Annotated in this window: 11 protein-coding genes; 6 read left to right on the top strand and 5 right to left on the bottom strand. The window is 67.0% G+C overall.

The window, feature by feature from the left end:
- Positions 1–17: 17 nt before the first annotated feature.
- Complete coding sequence (locus tag BM125_RS13390; protein WP_092408808.1) at positions 18–2132, bottom strand: RelA/SpoT family protein; 2115 nt, start codon at positions 2130–2132, stop codon at positions 18–20.
- 119 nt (positions 2133–2251) lie between these two features.
- Positions 2252–3304 carry a hypothetical protein gene (locus tag BM125_RS13385; protein ID WP_139225000.1) on the bottom strand — a complete coding sequence of 351 codons (1053 nt, stop codon included), beginning with the start codon at positions 3302–3304 and terminating at the stop codon, positions 2252–2254.
- Positions 3305–3544: 240 nt separating this feature from the next.
- On the opposite strand from BM125_RS13385, the gene BM125_RS13380 reads away from it, so the two are divergent.
- Positions 3545–4021 (top strand): hypothetical protein, encoded by a 477-nt coding sequence (locus BM125_RS13380; protein WP_092408804.1) that lies wholly within the window; start codon positions 3545–3547, stop codon positions 4019–4021.
- Positions 4022–4101: 80 nt separating this feature from the next.
- Here the strand turns inward: BM125_RS13380 and hrpA are convergent, their stop codons facing one another.
- Positions 4102–8187, bottom strand: coding sequence for an ATP-dependent RNA helicase HrpA (gene hrpA / locus BM125_RS13375; RefSeq protein WP_092408802.1), 4086 nt, complete (start codon positions 8185–8187; stop codon positions 4102–4104).
- 164 nt (positions 8188–8351) lie between these two features.
- Between hrpA and BM125_RS13370 the strand changes: the two genes are divergently transcribed.
- The gene (locus BM125_RS13370; RefSeq protein ID WP_092408800.1) at positions 8352–8819 is read left to right on the top strand and encodes a Dps family protein; all 468 of its coding nucleotides are present in this window, start codon (positions 8352–8354) and stop codon (positions 8817–8819) included.
- A gap of 173 nt (positions 8820–8992) precedes the next feature.
- On the opposite strand, the gene BM125_RS13365 is transcribed toward BM125_RS13370, so the two are convergent.
- Complete coding sequence (locus tag BM125_RS13365) at positions 8993–10228, bottom strand: threonine/serine exporter family protein (RefSeq protein ID WP_092408798.1); 1236 nt, start codon at positions 10226–10228, stop codon at positions 8993–8995.
- A 222-nt stretch (positions 10229–10450) separates the two neighbouring features.
- Between BM125_RS13365 and BM125_RS13360 the strand changes: the two genes are divergently transcribed.
- The 4 genes from BM125_RS13360 to BM125_RS13345 are packed head-to-tail and all read left to right on the top strand — an operon-like array spanning position 10451 to position 13959.
- Entirely contained in the window at positions 10451–11563 is a 1113-nt protein-coding gene (locus BM125_RS13360; RefSeq protein WP_092408796.1) for an ABC transporter permease, read from the top strand.
- Positions 11560–12363, top strand: a complete 804-nt coding sequence (locus tag BM125_RS13355; protein WP_092408794.1) for an ABC transporter ATP-binding protein — start codon at positions 11560–11562, stop codon at positions 12361–12363. The genes BM125_RS13360 and BM125_RS13355 overlap by 4 nt, the downstream gene beginning before the upstream one ends.
- 1 nt (position 12364) lies before the next feature.
- Positions 12365–13309, top strand: coding sequence for an MlaD family protein (locus tag BM125_RS13350; RefSeq protein WP_092408792.1), 945 nt, complete (start codon positions 12365–12367; stop codon positions 13307–13309).
- Positions 13306–13959, top strand: a complete 654-nt coding sequence (locus BM125_RS13345) for an ABC-type transport auxiliary lipoprotein family protein (protein WP_092408790.1) — start codon at positions 13306–13308, stop codon at positions 13957–13959. Before BM125_RS13350 ends, BM125_RS13345 begins: the two co-directional genes overlap by 4 nt.
- Before the next feature lie 6 nt (positions 13960–13965).
- On the opposite strand, the gene BM125_RS13340 is transcribed toward BM125_RS13345, so the two are convergent.
- Positions 13966–15378 (bottom strand): amidase, encoded by a 1413-nt coding sequence (locus tag BM125_RS13340; protein ID WP_092408788.1) that lies wholly within the window; start codon positions 15376–15378, stop codon positions 13966–13968.
- Positions 15379–15475: the final 97 nt, after the last annotated feature.

The following is a 15475-nucleotide window of genomic DNA, read 5'->3' as shown; positions in this document are numbered from 1 at the left end:
GCTGCCATTCCGCGGCCTCAGACCTTGCGCTCCGCCTCGATCACGTTCGGTACCGCGTGCAGTTGCGCGAGCAGGCTCGAGAGCTGGCCAAAATCGGCGACGCGCAGGGCATAGTTCATGGTCACTTCGTTCCGCGCCGGATCGACCCGTGCATCGACCGCCAGGATGTGCACGTTGGCAGCGGCGATCACGTTGCTGACATCCTTGTGCAGGCCCTTGCGGTCGTAGCCGCGAACGCGCACGTCGACCTCGTAGGCGCGCTGGTGCGAGCCGCCCCAGGTGACTTCGATGATGCGGTCCGGATCGAGCGTGCGCAGGCGCTGCAATTGCCTGCAATCGGCGCGATGAACGCTGACCCCACGACCACGCGTGATGAAGCCGGCCACTGCATCGCCCGGCACCGGCTGGCAGCAGCGGGCGAGCACCGAGAGCAGGTTGCCGACCCCTTCGATGACCAGCGCGTCCTTGCCGGGCGCGGCGGGCTTTGCAGGGGCCGGGACCCGCGCCGAAGCGGGTTCGGCATCGCGCTCGCCCTCATGCAGGGTGCGCGCGATCTGGGTCGGGGTGACGTCGCCGAGGGCCAGCGCTTCGTAGAGATCCTCGACACTGCGCAGCTGGAAGCGTGCCGGCAGGCTCTCGAGTTCGACGTTGTGCAGGGCAAGACGCTTGAACTCGCGATCGAGCACGCCGCGGCCGGCGGCGATGTTGAGCTCGCGGTCGGCGTGCTTGAACCAGTTGCGCACCTTGTTGCGGGCCCGGCCCGTGTGCAGGAAGCCGTGGTGCGTGCTGAGCCAGTCGCGGCGAGGTTCGGCGACCTTGCCCGTGAGGATCTCGATGCGATCACCGCTGGCCGGCTGATGGGTCAGCGGCACGATGCGGCCGTTGACCTTGGCGCCGCGACAGCGGTGGCCGACGTCGGTGTGGATGACATAGGCGAAATCGAGCACGGTGGCCCCTTTCGGCAGGTCGATCACCTGCCCTTTCGGAGTCAACAGGTAGACCCGGTCCTCGATGACATCGGTGCGGAACGCGGCGAGCAGGGCCGAGTCGTCGTCCTGCTCGTCGCGTCCTTCGAGCAGCTGGCGCATCCAGGCGATCTTTCGCTCGAAGCTGGCGTCGGCACCGCTGCCTTCCTTGTAGCGCCAGTGCGCGGCGAATCCGAGCTCGGCATAGGCGTGCATGTCGTGGGAGCGGATCTGCACCTCCAGGGTGCGGCCCTCGGGACCGACCACGGCGGTATGCAGAGACTGGTAATTGTTACCCTTGGGGCTGGCGATGTAGTCGTCGAATTCGCCGGGAATGAACGGCCACAGCGAATGCACGACACCGAGCGCTGCATAGCACGCCGGCACATCGCGGACCAGCACGCGCAAGGCGCGGATGTCGTAGAGCTCGGAAAAACCGAGGCCCTTCTTCTGCATCTTCCGCCAGATCGAGCTGATGTGCTTGGGACGCCCGGCGATATCGGCCTCGATGCCGGAGTCCTTGAGGGCCGCGCGCAGCGTGCCGGCCGCGGCGGCGATCCAGGCCTCGCGGTCGTTGCGGCGCTCGTCGAGCAGGGTGGCGATCTGGCGGTAGGTTTCCGGCTGCAGGTAGCGGAACGCCAGGTCTTCAAGCTCCCACTTGAGCTGCCAGATACCCAGCCGGTTGGCCAGCGGGGCATGGATATCCGCCGTCAGCTGGGCCAGCGCACGGCGGTCCTTGTCGTCGAGGTCGACCGCATTGCGCATCATCACGAGCTGGCGCGCCAGCAGGATGAACACGACGCGCAGGTCGCGGATGATGGCCAGCAACAGTCGGCGCAAACCCTCGGCGGCGCCGGCGCCGGAGCGGACCGAGTACAGCGACCAGACCTTGCCAGCGGCGCGCTGGCCCTCGATCAGGTCAACCACCTCCCCGCCAAAGGCCTGCCATTCGGCAGGCGTGAACTGGCATCCAGCTTCGGTCGCCTCGTACAGCAGCAAGGCAATTTGCGCGATCGAACCGGTCGCCAGCCTGTCGAGTTCGGCCAGGATCGCCTGGCGCACCGGCTCTCCCGCGTCCCAGCGCGTGCGCGCCTCGATCGAGTCGGCAAGCTTGCCTTCGATCCGGACCAGCGTGTCGGCGGTCGGATTGGACACAAGTCGTCCCATGGGTATCCACGGTGACCGACGGCCGGCGGGCAATCGTGGCGGCCGCCGGATTCGACGGGTGCAGGGTGCTGATCCCGCAGTGGCCGGTCACGCCGGCCGCTGCGCTTCTGACGCCTGGCTCAGTAGTTGTACCAGACGCTGTCGTCGGCGAACCAGTCCTGCAGCTCGTCGGCGACGCCGGGCATGCCGCCAGCGGTACGCAGCGCGGCGAAGCCCTGGATCGGCGTGCCGCCCGCCGCCGTGCCACGGACCGAACGCGAAACGAGCACGTAGTAGGGGCCGGGAGCGAGGGTGGTGAACGGTATCGAACGACGTACGAACGGGCCGCTTTCCGGGAAAAAGCCCGGCATCAGGATCGCGACGTCGTTGCACAGGTTGGCCGGCGGTGGCGTGCCGTCGACCCAATCGGCGCGCAACAGGCACCATTCGGCGTCGCTCGTGGACGACAGCGCACTGGAATTGTAGGCGTCGACCAGGGTCCATTCGGTGTTCGCGGGTACGCTACCGTCGAACTGCATTTCGAGGCGGACCACGCTGACCGATTTGCCGGCAAAACCGCCGAAGGACTGGGCCACGACCTTGATGTTCTGATGTGGCCCACTTGGTGGATCGCGCGGCGGTGACGTTCCGAGCGCCGAATTGGCGGCGCCGACATAATCGCCGAAGCCTTCGTCGAACAGGCCGTGGCTGACGTGCCACGGCTCCAGGCTGGAACCGGGCAGCGCGCTCAGGCAACGGAACCGCTTGAAGCCGGCGCTGGCGGCCTCGCCGATGCGCAATGCCGGCGCCCCTGCGGCACCGCTGCCGGAACCGGAATAGACCAGGCTTTGCACGTAGACATCGGGGAACTGCCAGACGTCGTTGCCGACCGAAGCCGGCAGCTGGTAGCGCGGCAGCAGGGAGAGTCCATTGGCGTTGCGCGGCGTTTCGGCGCAGAACACGTGCTGGTCGAAATAGGCCGTCGCGGTAGCGGGACCGGAAAACTGCTTCGTATAGGCGAACGCCCCGGCAATCGACGCATCCAGTCCGACCGTGGCCTGGTCGCCGGACTGGAGGTCACCTCCGACCAGTGCAGCAACGTTGCCGCCGGGCGCTCCGGCCGTGGCCGTGACTGCGCCGGCAATGAGGGCGGCGGAGAGTGCAGCACGCAGGCTGCCAAGTAGGCACTTCATCTTCAAGTTCATCGGGTCCGCATACAATTGTGGAACAGGATAACCGCGAATCCGCTTGGTTTGGGCCAATCCGGAAACACGTACAAAAACCGGGCAACCGTAATCACAGCACCCGATGCTAAACTGGCTCGGTCCGCATTCTACCTGCTACATCGCTGCAACGCACCTGTTAACCTCCCGTTAGACAACGAGTTTTCGACCAACTGGTCACGTTTTGACCAACGCACAGAGCCCATCGTCATGCCCTCCAGAGTCCTGCTCATCGCCGCTTTCCTCCTCCTTTCGCCGCTCTGCACGGTGCAGGCGCAAACCCAGGCGCCAACCCTCGAAGAGCGCATGTCGCAAGACGAGTTCACGGCGGCCGGCCTCGACAGGCTGAGCCCCGAGCAGCTGAAGTACCTGAACGGCTGGATCCAGGCCAAGGGCGTCAGCGACATTGGCGCGCCGATCCGGCACAGGGACGGCACGACGAGTTTCTATTCCAACGACAGCGATCGCGAGGTGGTCGAATCGAGCATCGCCGGCGAATTCAACGGCTGGACCGGCAAGACCCGGGTCACGCTCGAAAACGGGCAGGTCTGGGAACAGGCCGAATCGGTTCGCTCAGGCTTCCACATGACCGCGCCGAAGGTGAAGATCAAGCCGATGAGTTTCGGCAGCTGGCTCATGTATGTCGACGGCTGTGGTTGCGACATCAGGGTCAAGCGCGTCAAGTAAGCCCTTCGGCCGCGCATGGCGCGGCCGTCGCCCGCAAGGCTCCGAACGCGTGGCGCAACCGTAACGCGTTCGGAGCCTCGCTATTCGAGCGCGGCCAGCGCCCTGGCCAGTCGCTTCGGCGATACCGGCTCGGCCGTGCGCAGCTCCTGCGCGAACACCGAGACCCGGAGCTCCTCGATCAGCCAGCGCAACGTCTCGAGGGCTTCGCGGTTGCCCTCACTGCCGGACCGACGCTTGAGGTATTCGCGCCAGTAGCGTTGCACACCGAGCATGCGGGCCTGGTCGCGGGCCGGGTCGTGGCGCAAGCGCTCGGCGCGGAGGCGCATGCCGCGCAGGTAGCGCGGATAGTGCGCGAGCTGGGCCGGATCGGTGTCGCGAAGGAAACCCGGCGCCAGCAGCTCGTCACGCTGTTCGAGCAGGTCCTCATAATTTGCCGCGGCGAAACCGAGCAGGGGCGGCTCCAGCCACGGAACCAGTTCCGCGTGCGCCTCGATGATCGCTTCGGCGAGTGCGAGTCGCTCGACCGCGGCGGCAAACAGTTCCCTGCCAAGTTGTGCCGTGAGCTTGTCGAACTCGGCCCGCGTGCGTGCAGCAGGCGCCAGTGCCTGCAGGCGCTCGGCCAGGGCCGCTTCGACCAGATCCGCACGCAGGGTCTCGGCGCTGCCAAGGGCCGCCCATTTCAGCGCTGTCGTATTGGCCAGCGGCAATTGCCGCCGCGCTTGCTTGACCTTGTCGGCGAGCGCGCGGCGCAGCAGGCGCTCGACGCCGCGACGGTGTTCATCGCGGGCGTCATCGGCATTCTCGAACACGCGCAAGGCCACGCTGTCGCCGAGATCGACCAGGGCCGGCCAGGCCACCAGGCCTTCCGGGGAACGGATCGATTCGGGGATGTCGTCGATGTCGAATCCGGACAGGTCCTCGCGGGTCAGTTCCGCATCGGCACGCTGCGAGAAGGCCTCGCGCGCCGCCGCGGCCCATTGCGCCTGGATCGCTTCTAGGTCGCGACCCGCGGCCAGTTGCCGCCCGCTGCCGTCGCGCACGTCGAAGCGCATGCGCAGGTGGGCAGGCAGCGCGATCCCGGCGAAGTCCCCGGCGCCGATGTCGACGCCGGTGACCTTCTTCAGATAGGCCGCGAGTGCTCCGGCCAGCGGGCCTTCGCGTGCGTCGGCCGGCGCTGCGATCGACTCGACGAAGGCGCGGGCAAAGTCAGGCGCCGGCACGAAATTGCGCCGCAGCGACTTCGGCAGGCCGCGGATCATCTCGGCGACCTTCTCGCTCAGCAGGCCTGGCACCAGCCATTCGCAGGCGCTGGCCGGAATCGCATTGACCAGGGCCAGTGGCACCTGGGCGGTGACCCCGTCGGCCGGATCGTCCGGGACGAACCGGTATTCGAGGCGCAAGCTGTGTCCGCCGATCGGTAGATGGGTCGGGAAGTCCTGCGCGCTGATGCCCGGCGTGGTCGAAAGCACGTCGGCCAACGACCAGCGCAGGGCCGCCTGCTCGGACGGGCTGGCGCGCCGGTACCAGGCATCGAGCGCCGCACTGCTGTGGATATCGGCCGGCAGGCGGTCGGTGAAAAAGGTCGCGAGTTCCTCGCTCGACTTGAGCAAGCCGGCGCGACGCTGCTTCGCTTCGAGCTCCTGCGCCTGCGCGAGGGTGCGCTGGTTGGCCCGGATGAAGTCGGCGCGCGCGTCGATCTCGCCAGTTGCCAGCGCCTCGCGCACGAAGATCGCGTGCGCTTCGGCCGGGTCCTGCCTGCCGAACTGGACCGCACGCTTCTCGACCAGGACCAGGCCGAACAGGCTGACCTGCTCGTAGGCAACGACGGCACCGCGCTTGCGCGACCAGTGCGCGTCGTGCCAGCTGCGCCGGACCAGATGCGCCGCCTGCTCCTCGATCCAGCGTGGCTCGATGCGTGCGCACTGCATCGCATAGACCTTGCCGATGTCGAGGATCTGTCCGGCCAGCACCCACTGCGGTGGCGCTTTCGCCAATGCCGAACCCGGAAAGATCGCGAAGCGCCGTTCGCGCGTACCGCGATAGACATTGCGCTCGTCCTTGCGCCCGACCTGGGTCGGCCAGCCTGAGAGCAGACAACGGTGAATGGCTTCACCGTTGTCGGGATTCGGGATTCGGGATTCGGGATTGGTTGAAGCTACGGGATTCGAGATTCGGGATTCGGAATTCGAAAAAGAGCGGGACGGCGCGCTCATGTTGACGCGCGCGCGATTGACCCCGCTTTGCTCTTGACCTTGGCCTTGGCGCCCGCCCTTGCCTCTGCCTTTGATCTTGGCTTTGCCGAATCCCGAATCCCGGCTTCCAACAGCCGAACGGCTGGTCATCCCAAATCCCGGCTCTTCCAATCCCGAATCCCGAATCCCCAATCCCGGCTTCAAAACAAGCAACTGCCGATGCAGTTCACGCCATTCACGCATGCGCAGGAACGAGAGGAAGTTCGCCCGGCACCAGTCGCGCAGTTTCGACTGGGTCATGTCTTCGTGGGCGGCAGAGTAGGCGGCCCAGAGATTGAGCACGCCGAGGAAATCGGATTTCGCATCGGTGAAGACGGCATGTGCGGCGTCAGCCTGCTGGCGGGCATCGGCGGGGCGTTCGCGCGGGTCCTGGATGCTCAGGAACGAGACCAGGATCATCATCTCGCGGGACACGCCGAGACGTTCTGCCTCGACCAGCATGCGCGCCAGCGCGACATCGACCGGCAGGCTGGCGATGGTGCGGCCGATCGCGCTGATGCGGTGCTGCTCGTCGATCGCGCCGATCTCGATCAGGCGCCGGTAGCCATCGCCGATCGCGCGTTCATGCGGCGCCTCGACGAACGGAAAATCAGCGACTTCGCCGAGTTTCAGGCTCAGCATGCGCAGGATCACCCCGGCCAGCGAGGTGCGCAGGATTTCCGGGTCGGTAAAGCGCGGGCGTTCGGCAAAGTCGTCCTCGGCGTACAGCCGATAGCAGATGCCGGCAGCGACGCGCCCGCAGCGGCCCTTGCGCTGGTCGGCGGCGGCCTGCGAAATCGGCTCGATGTGCAGGCGTTCGAGCTGGCCGCGCTGGCTGTAGCGCTTGACGCGGGCCGTGCCGGTATCGACCACGAAGCGGATGCGCGGCACCGTCAACGAGGTTTCGGCGACGTTGGTGGCCAGCACGATGCGGCGTTTGGGCCCGGGCCTGAACACGCGGTCCTGCTCGTTTGCCGAGAGCCGGGCGTACAGGGCCAGCACTTCGGTCTCGCGGTACTTGCGTCGCTCCAGGGCCAGGTGCGCATCGCGGATCTCGCGCTCGCCGGGCAGGAACACGAGTATGTCGCCGCGCGGATCCTCGGCGCTGATCTCGTCGACGGCGGCCACGATCTGTTCGACCGTGTTCGACTCGCCGCGTTCGGGCGGCGGGCGCCAGCGCACTTCCACCGGCCAGGTACGACCTTCGACCTCGACCACCGGCGCATCATCGAAATGCGCGGCGAAGCGGGACGTGTCGATGGTCGCCGAGGTCACGATCAGCTTCAGGTCGCGGCGCCTGGCCAGCAGGCGCTTGAGATAGCCGAGGAGGAAATCGATGTTGAGACTGCGCTCGTGGGCCTCGTCGAGGATAATCGTGTCGTAGGCGCTGAGCCAGGCGTCGCCCTGGGTTTCGGCGAGCAGGATGCCGTCGGTCATGAACTTGATCAGGGCGGCATCGCCGACCTGTTCGGTGAAGCGCACCTGGAAGCCGACCAGGTCGCCGACCGTCGTATCGAGTTCGCTGGCGACGCGGCGGGCGACCGTGCGCGCGGCGATGCGGCGCGGCTGGGTGCAGCCGACCATGCCCTGTACGCCGCGTCCGGCGGCGAGGCAAAGCTTCGGAAGCTGGGTGGTCTTGCCTGAACCGGTCTCGCCGGCCAGCACGATGACCTGGTGTTCCCGGATCAGCTTGACGATCTCCTCGCTACGGGCGGCGATCGGCAGGGACTCGTCGATCCGGATCGCCGGCAGCCTTTGCGCGCGTGCGGCGACGCGGGCCACCGAATTCTCGATCTCGGCGCGCAACCGGGATACCTGGTCAGCCGGAGCGTCCGCCCCGATCTTTTCGAGGCGACGAAAGCGCCCGATCAGGCGACCGCGATCACGCGTCGCGACCGCATCCAGCGCGGGCTTCAGTTTGGAGAGTTCGGACATCGGAATCGGATATGGGGCCGACCGGCAAGTCTCGGCCGGAGCAGCAAGAGCAGTCGGAGACTGCCATGATAGCCGCTGGCTATCGGGCAAATCTCCCCAAACCATTTCCCAGGCCGCGCGAGCAGGCGCAGAATGGGCCATCCATCCTCCAGGAGAGAACGCCCATGACCATCGATATCGGCATTTCCGCCAAGGATCGCAAGAAGATCGCCGATCACCTGTCCAGACTGCTCGCCGACAACTATTCGCTCTACCTGAAGACGCACAGCTTCCACTGGAACGTGACCGGGCCGATGTTCAACAGCCTGCACGTCATGTTCGAGACCCAGTACAACGAGCTGTGGCTGGCCAACGACGTCATCGCGGAGCGCATCAGGGCCCTCGATGTGATGGCCCCCGGCTCCTATTCGCAGTTCGGCAAGCTGACCTCGATCAAGGAAGAACCCGGCGTACCGGAGTGGAAGGATATGGTCGCGCAACTGGTCGAAGGCCACGAAACCGCGGCACGCACCGCACGCGAGACGATCAAGGTAGCCGACAAGGCCGACGACCAGCCGACCGCCGATCTCGCCACCCAGCGCGTCGAGGCGCACGAGAAGACCGCCTGGATGTTGCGCTCATTGCTCAAGTAGCGCTGCGCGCAACTTGAGCGGGGATTCGGGATTCGAGATTCGGGATTCGTAGAAGCGCGGCGCTCTACAACTTCACCTGCCCATCTCGTCGTAACGAGATTGACGAACCATCCGAGTTTGTCGCGGGCTGGCTGTTGCACGAATCCCGAATCCCCAATCCCGAATCCCGGCTCCTAGAGCTTCCTCCGCGGCGGCACCAGCAGGTCGCCGAACAGCAGGCCGGCGACGAGGGCGACGAGCAGGGTAAGCAGGGTGATGCCGGTGTCGATGCCGAGCATGACGTCGCGTTCGAAGACGAAACTCAGGGTGCGGAAGCCGACGCTGCCGGGCACCAGCAGGATGATGCCGGGTTCGCGGATCAGTGCGCCGGGCCGGTTGAACACGCGCGCGAACACATTGCTCGCGGCGCCGAGGATCAGGCCGCCGGCGAACACGCCAAAGGGCGCCGAGACATGCACGCCGCCGACCCGCGTGCAGATGTAACCGGCGATTACCGAACCGATCACGAGCGGGAAGTAGCGCCAGGGACTGCGGAAGGTGATCGCGAAGGTGATCGCGGCGAGCGGCACGGCGACCCATTCGGTCCAGGGCGGGATGGCGAGCTGCGGCACCGGCGGCGGCACCAGCCCGAACAGGGCGCAGACCTGGGTCGCCGCGACCGTGCCAAAGGCGAGCTTGAGCAAAACCGCCATCGCGCCGGCCATGCGCGCCGTGCCGGAAACGAGATCCTGGCTCGACAGCTCGCGTACGGCAGCGGTCAGGCTCATGCCGGGGAGCAGGATGATCAGGCTGGCGACGACCACCGAGCGCACCTGGATCGGCACGAAATAAACCGCCACCACGGTCGCGATGATGGTCGCCAGCAGAGCCGAGATCGCCTCGAATGCCGCGGCGATGTTCGGGCGTTTGCGTGCACTGAGGGCGGTCACGCCGGTGACGAAGCCGATCACCGAGGCGGTGGCGACCCCGGCCCAGCCGGTCAGCAGGATCGCGGCGACGCAGGCCGGTGCCACCGCATAGGCGACGAGGGTGAGTATCTTCGAGACCGGCGATGGCTGCAGCGCGCCGACCTCGCGCAATTGCCGGCGCCCCTCGCCGAGATCGAGTTCACCGCTGATGACCTTGTCGGCGATCTCGTCGACCAGGCACAGGCTCTTGAGATTGACCTCGCCGGGCGGCAGGCGCAGCACCTGGGTCATCTCGGCGACGCCGCTCTCGCTGCTGCCCTGCTGCGAGAACGACATGATGATCGAGGTCGGTGTCGACAGCACGTCGCAGCACAGCGACAGGCGCTGGCCGACCAGGCTGACCGCCGCTTCGAGACGCGGTGCCGCGGTGCCGTACTCGTGCAGGCGCCGCGCCAGTTCGACGATGAATTCGACGCGGGTGGTGAAGGGAACGCTGGTCATTCAGGCAAACCGTGGCGACGAGGCGCCCTCATTATGGAGGCTGGAAGCGCCCCGAGCCCGGCACATGGGCGCGCACAGCGAATAATCAACGCTCGGCCGGGCCGCAGCCGGAGCGCGCCGGCGCTGGCGCCCGCGGACGCGGGGTGGCCAGGCCGCGCGCCGGCTGAACGATGAACGCCGCCAGGTGCAGACCTTGCGTTCATTGCTGATAGTCTTTCGCCCATGAGCGAAACAGGAAGCGCGAGCATTGCCGACGACGGCACCAGGATCGTCGCCAAGGGTGACTGGACGCTCGAGCACATCACCCTTCTCGATCGCCTGCGTACCTCGCTGCAGCGCCAGGTGCGCGCACAGGCACGCGTCGACGGCCACGGTCTTGGCCGCGTCGATACGGCCGGCGCCAGCCTCCTGCTCGAACTGGTCGGCGATGATGTCAGCCGCATCGACGTGGCCAGCGAAGCCCTGCGCAAGCTGTTCGCGGCCGTCGCCAGGGCCGAGAACGCGCCACCGGCGAAACGACGGCGCAAGGATTCCGGCTTCCTCTCGGCGATCGCCAATGTCGGCGCCGCCGCCGAAGCCGTCTGGCGCGACAGCGTCGCCCTGGTCGGCTTCATCGGCCTGATCCTGTCCGCTTTCGCGCGGACATTCCCGATACCGCGGCGCTGGCGCATCACCTCGACCGTCGCCCATATCGAGCAGACCGGCCTCAATGCCTTGCCGATCGTCGCCCTGCTCTGCTTCCTGGTCGGTGCCGTGGTCGCCTTTCTCGGCGCCACCGTGCTCAAGGACTTCGGCGCCAGCATCTTCACGGTCGAGCTGGTCGGCTATTCGTTCCTGCGCGAATTCGGCGTGCTGCTGACCGCGATCATGGTCGCCGGGCGCTCCGGCAGCGCGTTCACCGCGCAGATCGGTTCGATGAAGGCACGCGAGGAAATCGATGCGATCCGCACCCTGGGTCTCGAACCGGTCGACGTGCTGGTCATGCCACGCGTCCTCGCCCTGATCGTCTCGCTGCCGATCCTGACCCTGGTCGGCATGCTCGCCGGCATCGTCGGTGGTGCCGCGGTGTGCGTGATGACCCTGGACGTCTCACCGCTGATGTTCATCACGCGCCTGCACGAGACGACCACGGTGCGGCATTTCTGGGTCGGCATGAGCAAGGCGCCGATCTTCGCCTTCCTGATCGCGGCGATCGGTTGCCTGGAAGGCTTCAAGGTCGCCGGCAGTGCCGAATCGGTCGGCTCGCACACGACCTCGAGCGTCGTCCAGTCGATCTTCGTGGTGATCCTGATCGATGCCCTGGCCGCGATCTTCTTCATGGAGATCAACCTGTGACTGGGGACGAACCGGTCATCCGCATCCGCGGCCTGCGCAACCAGTTCGGCGAACAGGTCGTGCACGAGAACCTCGACCTCGATGTCCGCCGCGGCGAGATCATCGGCGTGGTCGGTGGCTCGGGTTCGGGCAAGTCGGTCCTGTTGCGCTCGATCATCGGGCTCGGCCATCCGGCCGCCGGCAGCATCCGCCTGTTCGGCGAGGAGGTCGCGACGATGTCCGATGCGAAACGGGGCATGATCGAGCGGCGCTGCGGCGTGCTGTTCCAGAACGGCGCCCTGTTCTCCTCGCTGACCGTGGCCGAGAACGTGGCCGTGGCCCTGACCGAACACCACGACATCGATCCCGACATCGTGCATCGACTGGCCCTGCTCAAGATCGCCCTGGCCGGCCTGCCGCTCGACGCCGCCGACAAGTTTCCCTCGCAGCTGTCGGGCGGCATGGTCAAGCGTGCCGCGCTGGCGCGTTCGCTGGCCCTCGATCCGGACATCCTGTTCCTCGACGAGCCGACCGCGGGCCTCGACCCGATCGGCGCCGCCGCGTTCGACCAGCTGATCCTGACCCTGCGCAACAGCCTCGGCCTGACTGTTTTCCTGATCACCCACGATCTCGATACGCTGTACACGATCTGCGACCGGGTCGCGGTACTCGCCAGGAAGCGCATCCTGGTCGCCGATTCGCTCGACGTCGTCGAGACCTTCGACGACCCCTGGGTCCAGGACTACTTCCAGGGACCACGCGGACGCGCCGCGCAGCGCGCCGCGGCCACTTCATCCGCATCGCAACCGCAAGGCCACTGACATGGAAACCCGCGCCCACCACATCCTCATCGGCACGTTTGCGATCCTCGCCTTCCTGCTCGGCCTGGGCTTCGTGCTGTGGCTGTCGAAGTCCAGCGCGGACCGCGAATTCCGTGATTTCGACGTGGTCTTCACCGAAGCCGTGACCGGACTGTCCAAGGGCGGACTCGTGCAGTACAACGGCATCAAGGTCGGCGAGGTCACCCAGCTCAAGCTGGCCCCGGACGATCCGCGCAAGGTCATCGCGCGCATCCGCCTCGAGGGCGATACCCCGGTCAAGGTCGACACCGAAGCCAAGCTCGGCCTGCTTGGAGTGACCGGCACCGCCTTCATCCAGCTGTCCGGCGGCTCGCCCTCGAGCAAGCTGCTGTTGCCCACCGAGGAGCATCCGGTCCCGGTCATCCATGCCAGCGAATCGGCCCTGTCCAAGCTGCTTTCCTCGGGCGAGGACATCGTCACCAGCGTCAACCAGTCGCTGCTGCGGGTCGGCCAGCTGCTATCGAAGGAGAACGTCGACCACGTATCGGCCACGCTGCAGCATATCGACGACGTCGCCAGCACGGTTGCCGAGCAACGCGGCGATCTGGCCAAGGCGCTGGCCCAGTTGGCCGATGCCAGCAGCGAACTGAAGTCGACCCTGGGCACGCTCAACCGCATGGCCAATACAACCAGCGAACTGATCGACGACGACGTGCGCAAGGTCATGCAGTCGACCGACAAGGCGATCAGCGCGATCGAGCGCGTGGCCGGTTCGGCCGAACAGATGCTCGACCAGAACCAGGCGGCGATCGCCAATTTCAGCGACCAGGGCCTGCGCCAGGTCGGACCGACCCTGTCCGAGCTGCGCGAGACCCTGCGCTCGTTCCGCCAGCTCAGCGACCAGCTCGGCAGTTCCAACACCCTGCTGCTGGGCCGCGACCAACCGAAGGAGTTCACGCCGAAATGAATCGCCCGATGCATTGGCTGGTGGCAGGCGCGTGCCTGCTGCTCGGTGCCTGCGCCGCGCTCAGCGGCAAGCACGGTACGTTTTCCGTCTACGCCCCGCAGCTGAGCGTGCCGCAGCAGGCGTCGCCGTCTGTCGTCGATTGGCAACTGCTCATCGATACGCCACGGACCAGCGCCGCGCTGGCGACGACGCACATCGCCGTGATGCCGACGCCCGGTGTCATCGAGGTCTATCCGCAGGCACGCTGGCGCGATCCGGCGCCCGACCTGCTGCGCAGCCTGTTGGTCCAGGCCTTCGACCAGGACGGCCGCATCGGCGGAGTCAGTGCGACCGAGTCGGGCCTCAACGGCGACTACTCGCTGGCCATCGAACTGCGCGATTTCCAGGCCGAACTGGCCGGCACAGACATGCGTGCGGCGATCCGACTCTCCGCCAAGCTGTTCGACCGGCGCAGCAACCGGATTGTCGCCAGCCGGGCCTTCAACCAGGAATCGCCTGCCGCCGGCAGCGATGTCGCGAGCGCAGTTGCCGCCTTCGAGCAGGCCCTCGACCAGTTGCTGCCGCAGATCGTCGACTGGACCGTGCAGGCTGGCCAGGACCACGCACGCGCGCCCGGCACCACCAAGCCGGCTGCGGTGGACGGCGTCTGAGCCCGATCAGCGTATGGGCGTGACCGGATAGTCCGGAGCGGCGTCGAGCCGCGACGCGCAGACTTCGGCCAGCTCGAGCAGGCGCAGGTCGGAGCCCGGCGCACCGACCAGCTGCAGTCCGACCGGCATGCCGTTTTCGAGACGGCCCATCGGCAGGCTGACCGCTGGACAACCGGCGACGCTGGCAAAGCTGCACAGATCGGCATCGTTGGCCCGTTCGGTCTCGCCGATCCGGTAGGGCCCCTGGGATACCGTCGGCATGACCAGCACGTCGATCTGCTCGAACAACTGGCGCGCCTTGCGCACGGCCTTGTCGAGCAGGCGGTCGGCCGCCGCGTAGTCCACTGCCGACTTGCGCCGGGCGAATTCGAGCATGTCACGCAGGCGCGGAGAGACCGGATGCACGCCGTCTTCGAGATCGGCTTCGAGCTCGCAGGCCAGTTCGCTTTCCATGATCAGCAACGCGGCGCGGCGCATGCGGGCGAAATCGTAGCCCGAGAAATCCGCATCCATGCGTTCGCCCAGTTCGAGGCCGAGGGCGTCGGTGGCCCTTGAAAATACGCTGCAGACCTCGCGGCTGACGCCGAGTGCGGCCAGGTTCGGCAGGAAGCCGCTGCGCAGGCGCCCGGGCTCCCAGTCCGGAGGCGACAGGGCCACGCGGCGCCGACGCGAGCGCGCATCGTCGGCATCGTAGGCGTCGAGCACCTGCAGCACGATGGCCAGGTCCTGCACCGAGCGGGCCAGGATGCCGACGCTGTCGAGGCGGCGCGCGGCGGGAACCACGCCCGCGCTCGAGATTTCTCCGAGGGTCGGGCGCAGGCCATAGATGCCGCAATGGCTGGCTGGAATGCGCACCGAGCCGAGCGTGTCGGTGCCGATCGCGAAGCTGCACAATCCGGCCGCTACTGCCACTGCGGAGCCGGCCGAGGAGCCACCGGCGTTGAATTCGGGTCGATGCGGATTGCAGGTCGGCCCCGCCGCCGAGGTGGTCCCGGTGGTGCCAAGCGCCGCCTCGTCGACGCTGGTCTTGCCGAGGACCAGGGCGCCGGCCGCGCGCAGGCGCGCGACGACACTGGCGTCCTCGCTGGCCATGCGCGCCTTGCGCCCTGGCAGGCCGAGCGCGGTCGGCATGCCGGCCACATCGATGTTGTCCTTGATCGCCACGGCGAGGCCGTCGAGGCGGCCGATCACGTTCTTCGCCGCGCGCCGCGCGTCGCTGGCGGCGGCCAGGTCGGCCACGCCTTCGTTGATCGCGACGAAGGCGTTGAGCGACGCATTTTCCGCGGCGATGGCGTTTCGGTAGATCGACACCAGGCGCCGCGAATCGATGCGGCCGGCGGCCATCCAGTGCAGCAGTTGAAAGGCGCTGGCGCCACGCAGGCGCTCGTTGGAGAGTTCCGCTTGTTCGCTGTCGGTCATGCGGGAATCCTGTTCGTTACTCCGATTATGCCGCAACTGCGAATTGCTGCCCGCGTCGCGAACCCGGACAATGGCCGCTGGACCGGATCAGACAGGA

The organism is Dokdonella immobilis (genome assembly GCF_900115085.1).
Lineage (GTDB): Bacteria > Pseudomonadota > Gammaproteobacteria > Xanthomonadales > Rhodanobacteraceae > Dokdonella > Dokdonella immobilis.
This window is presented reverse-complemented; position numbering and strand designations above follow the sequence as displayed.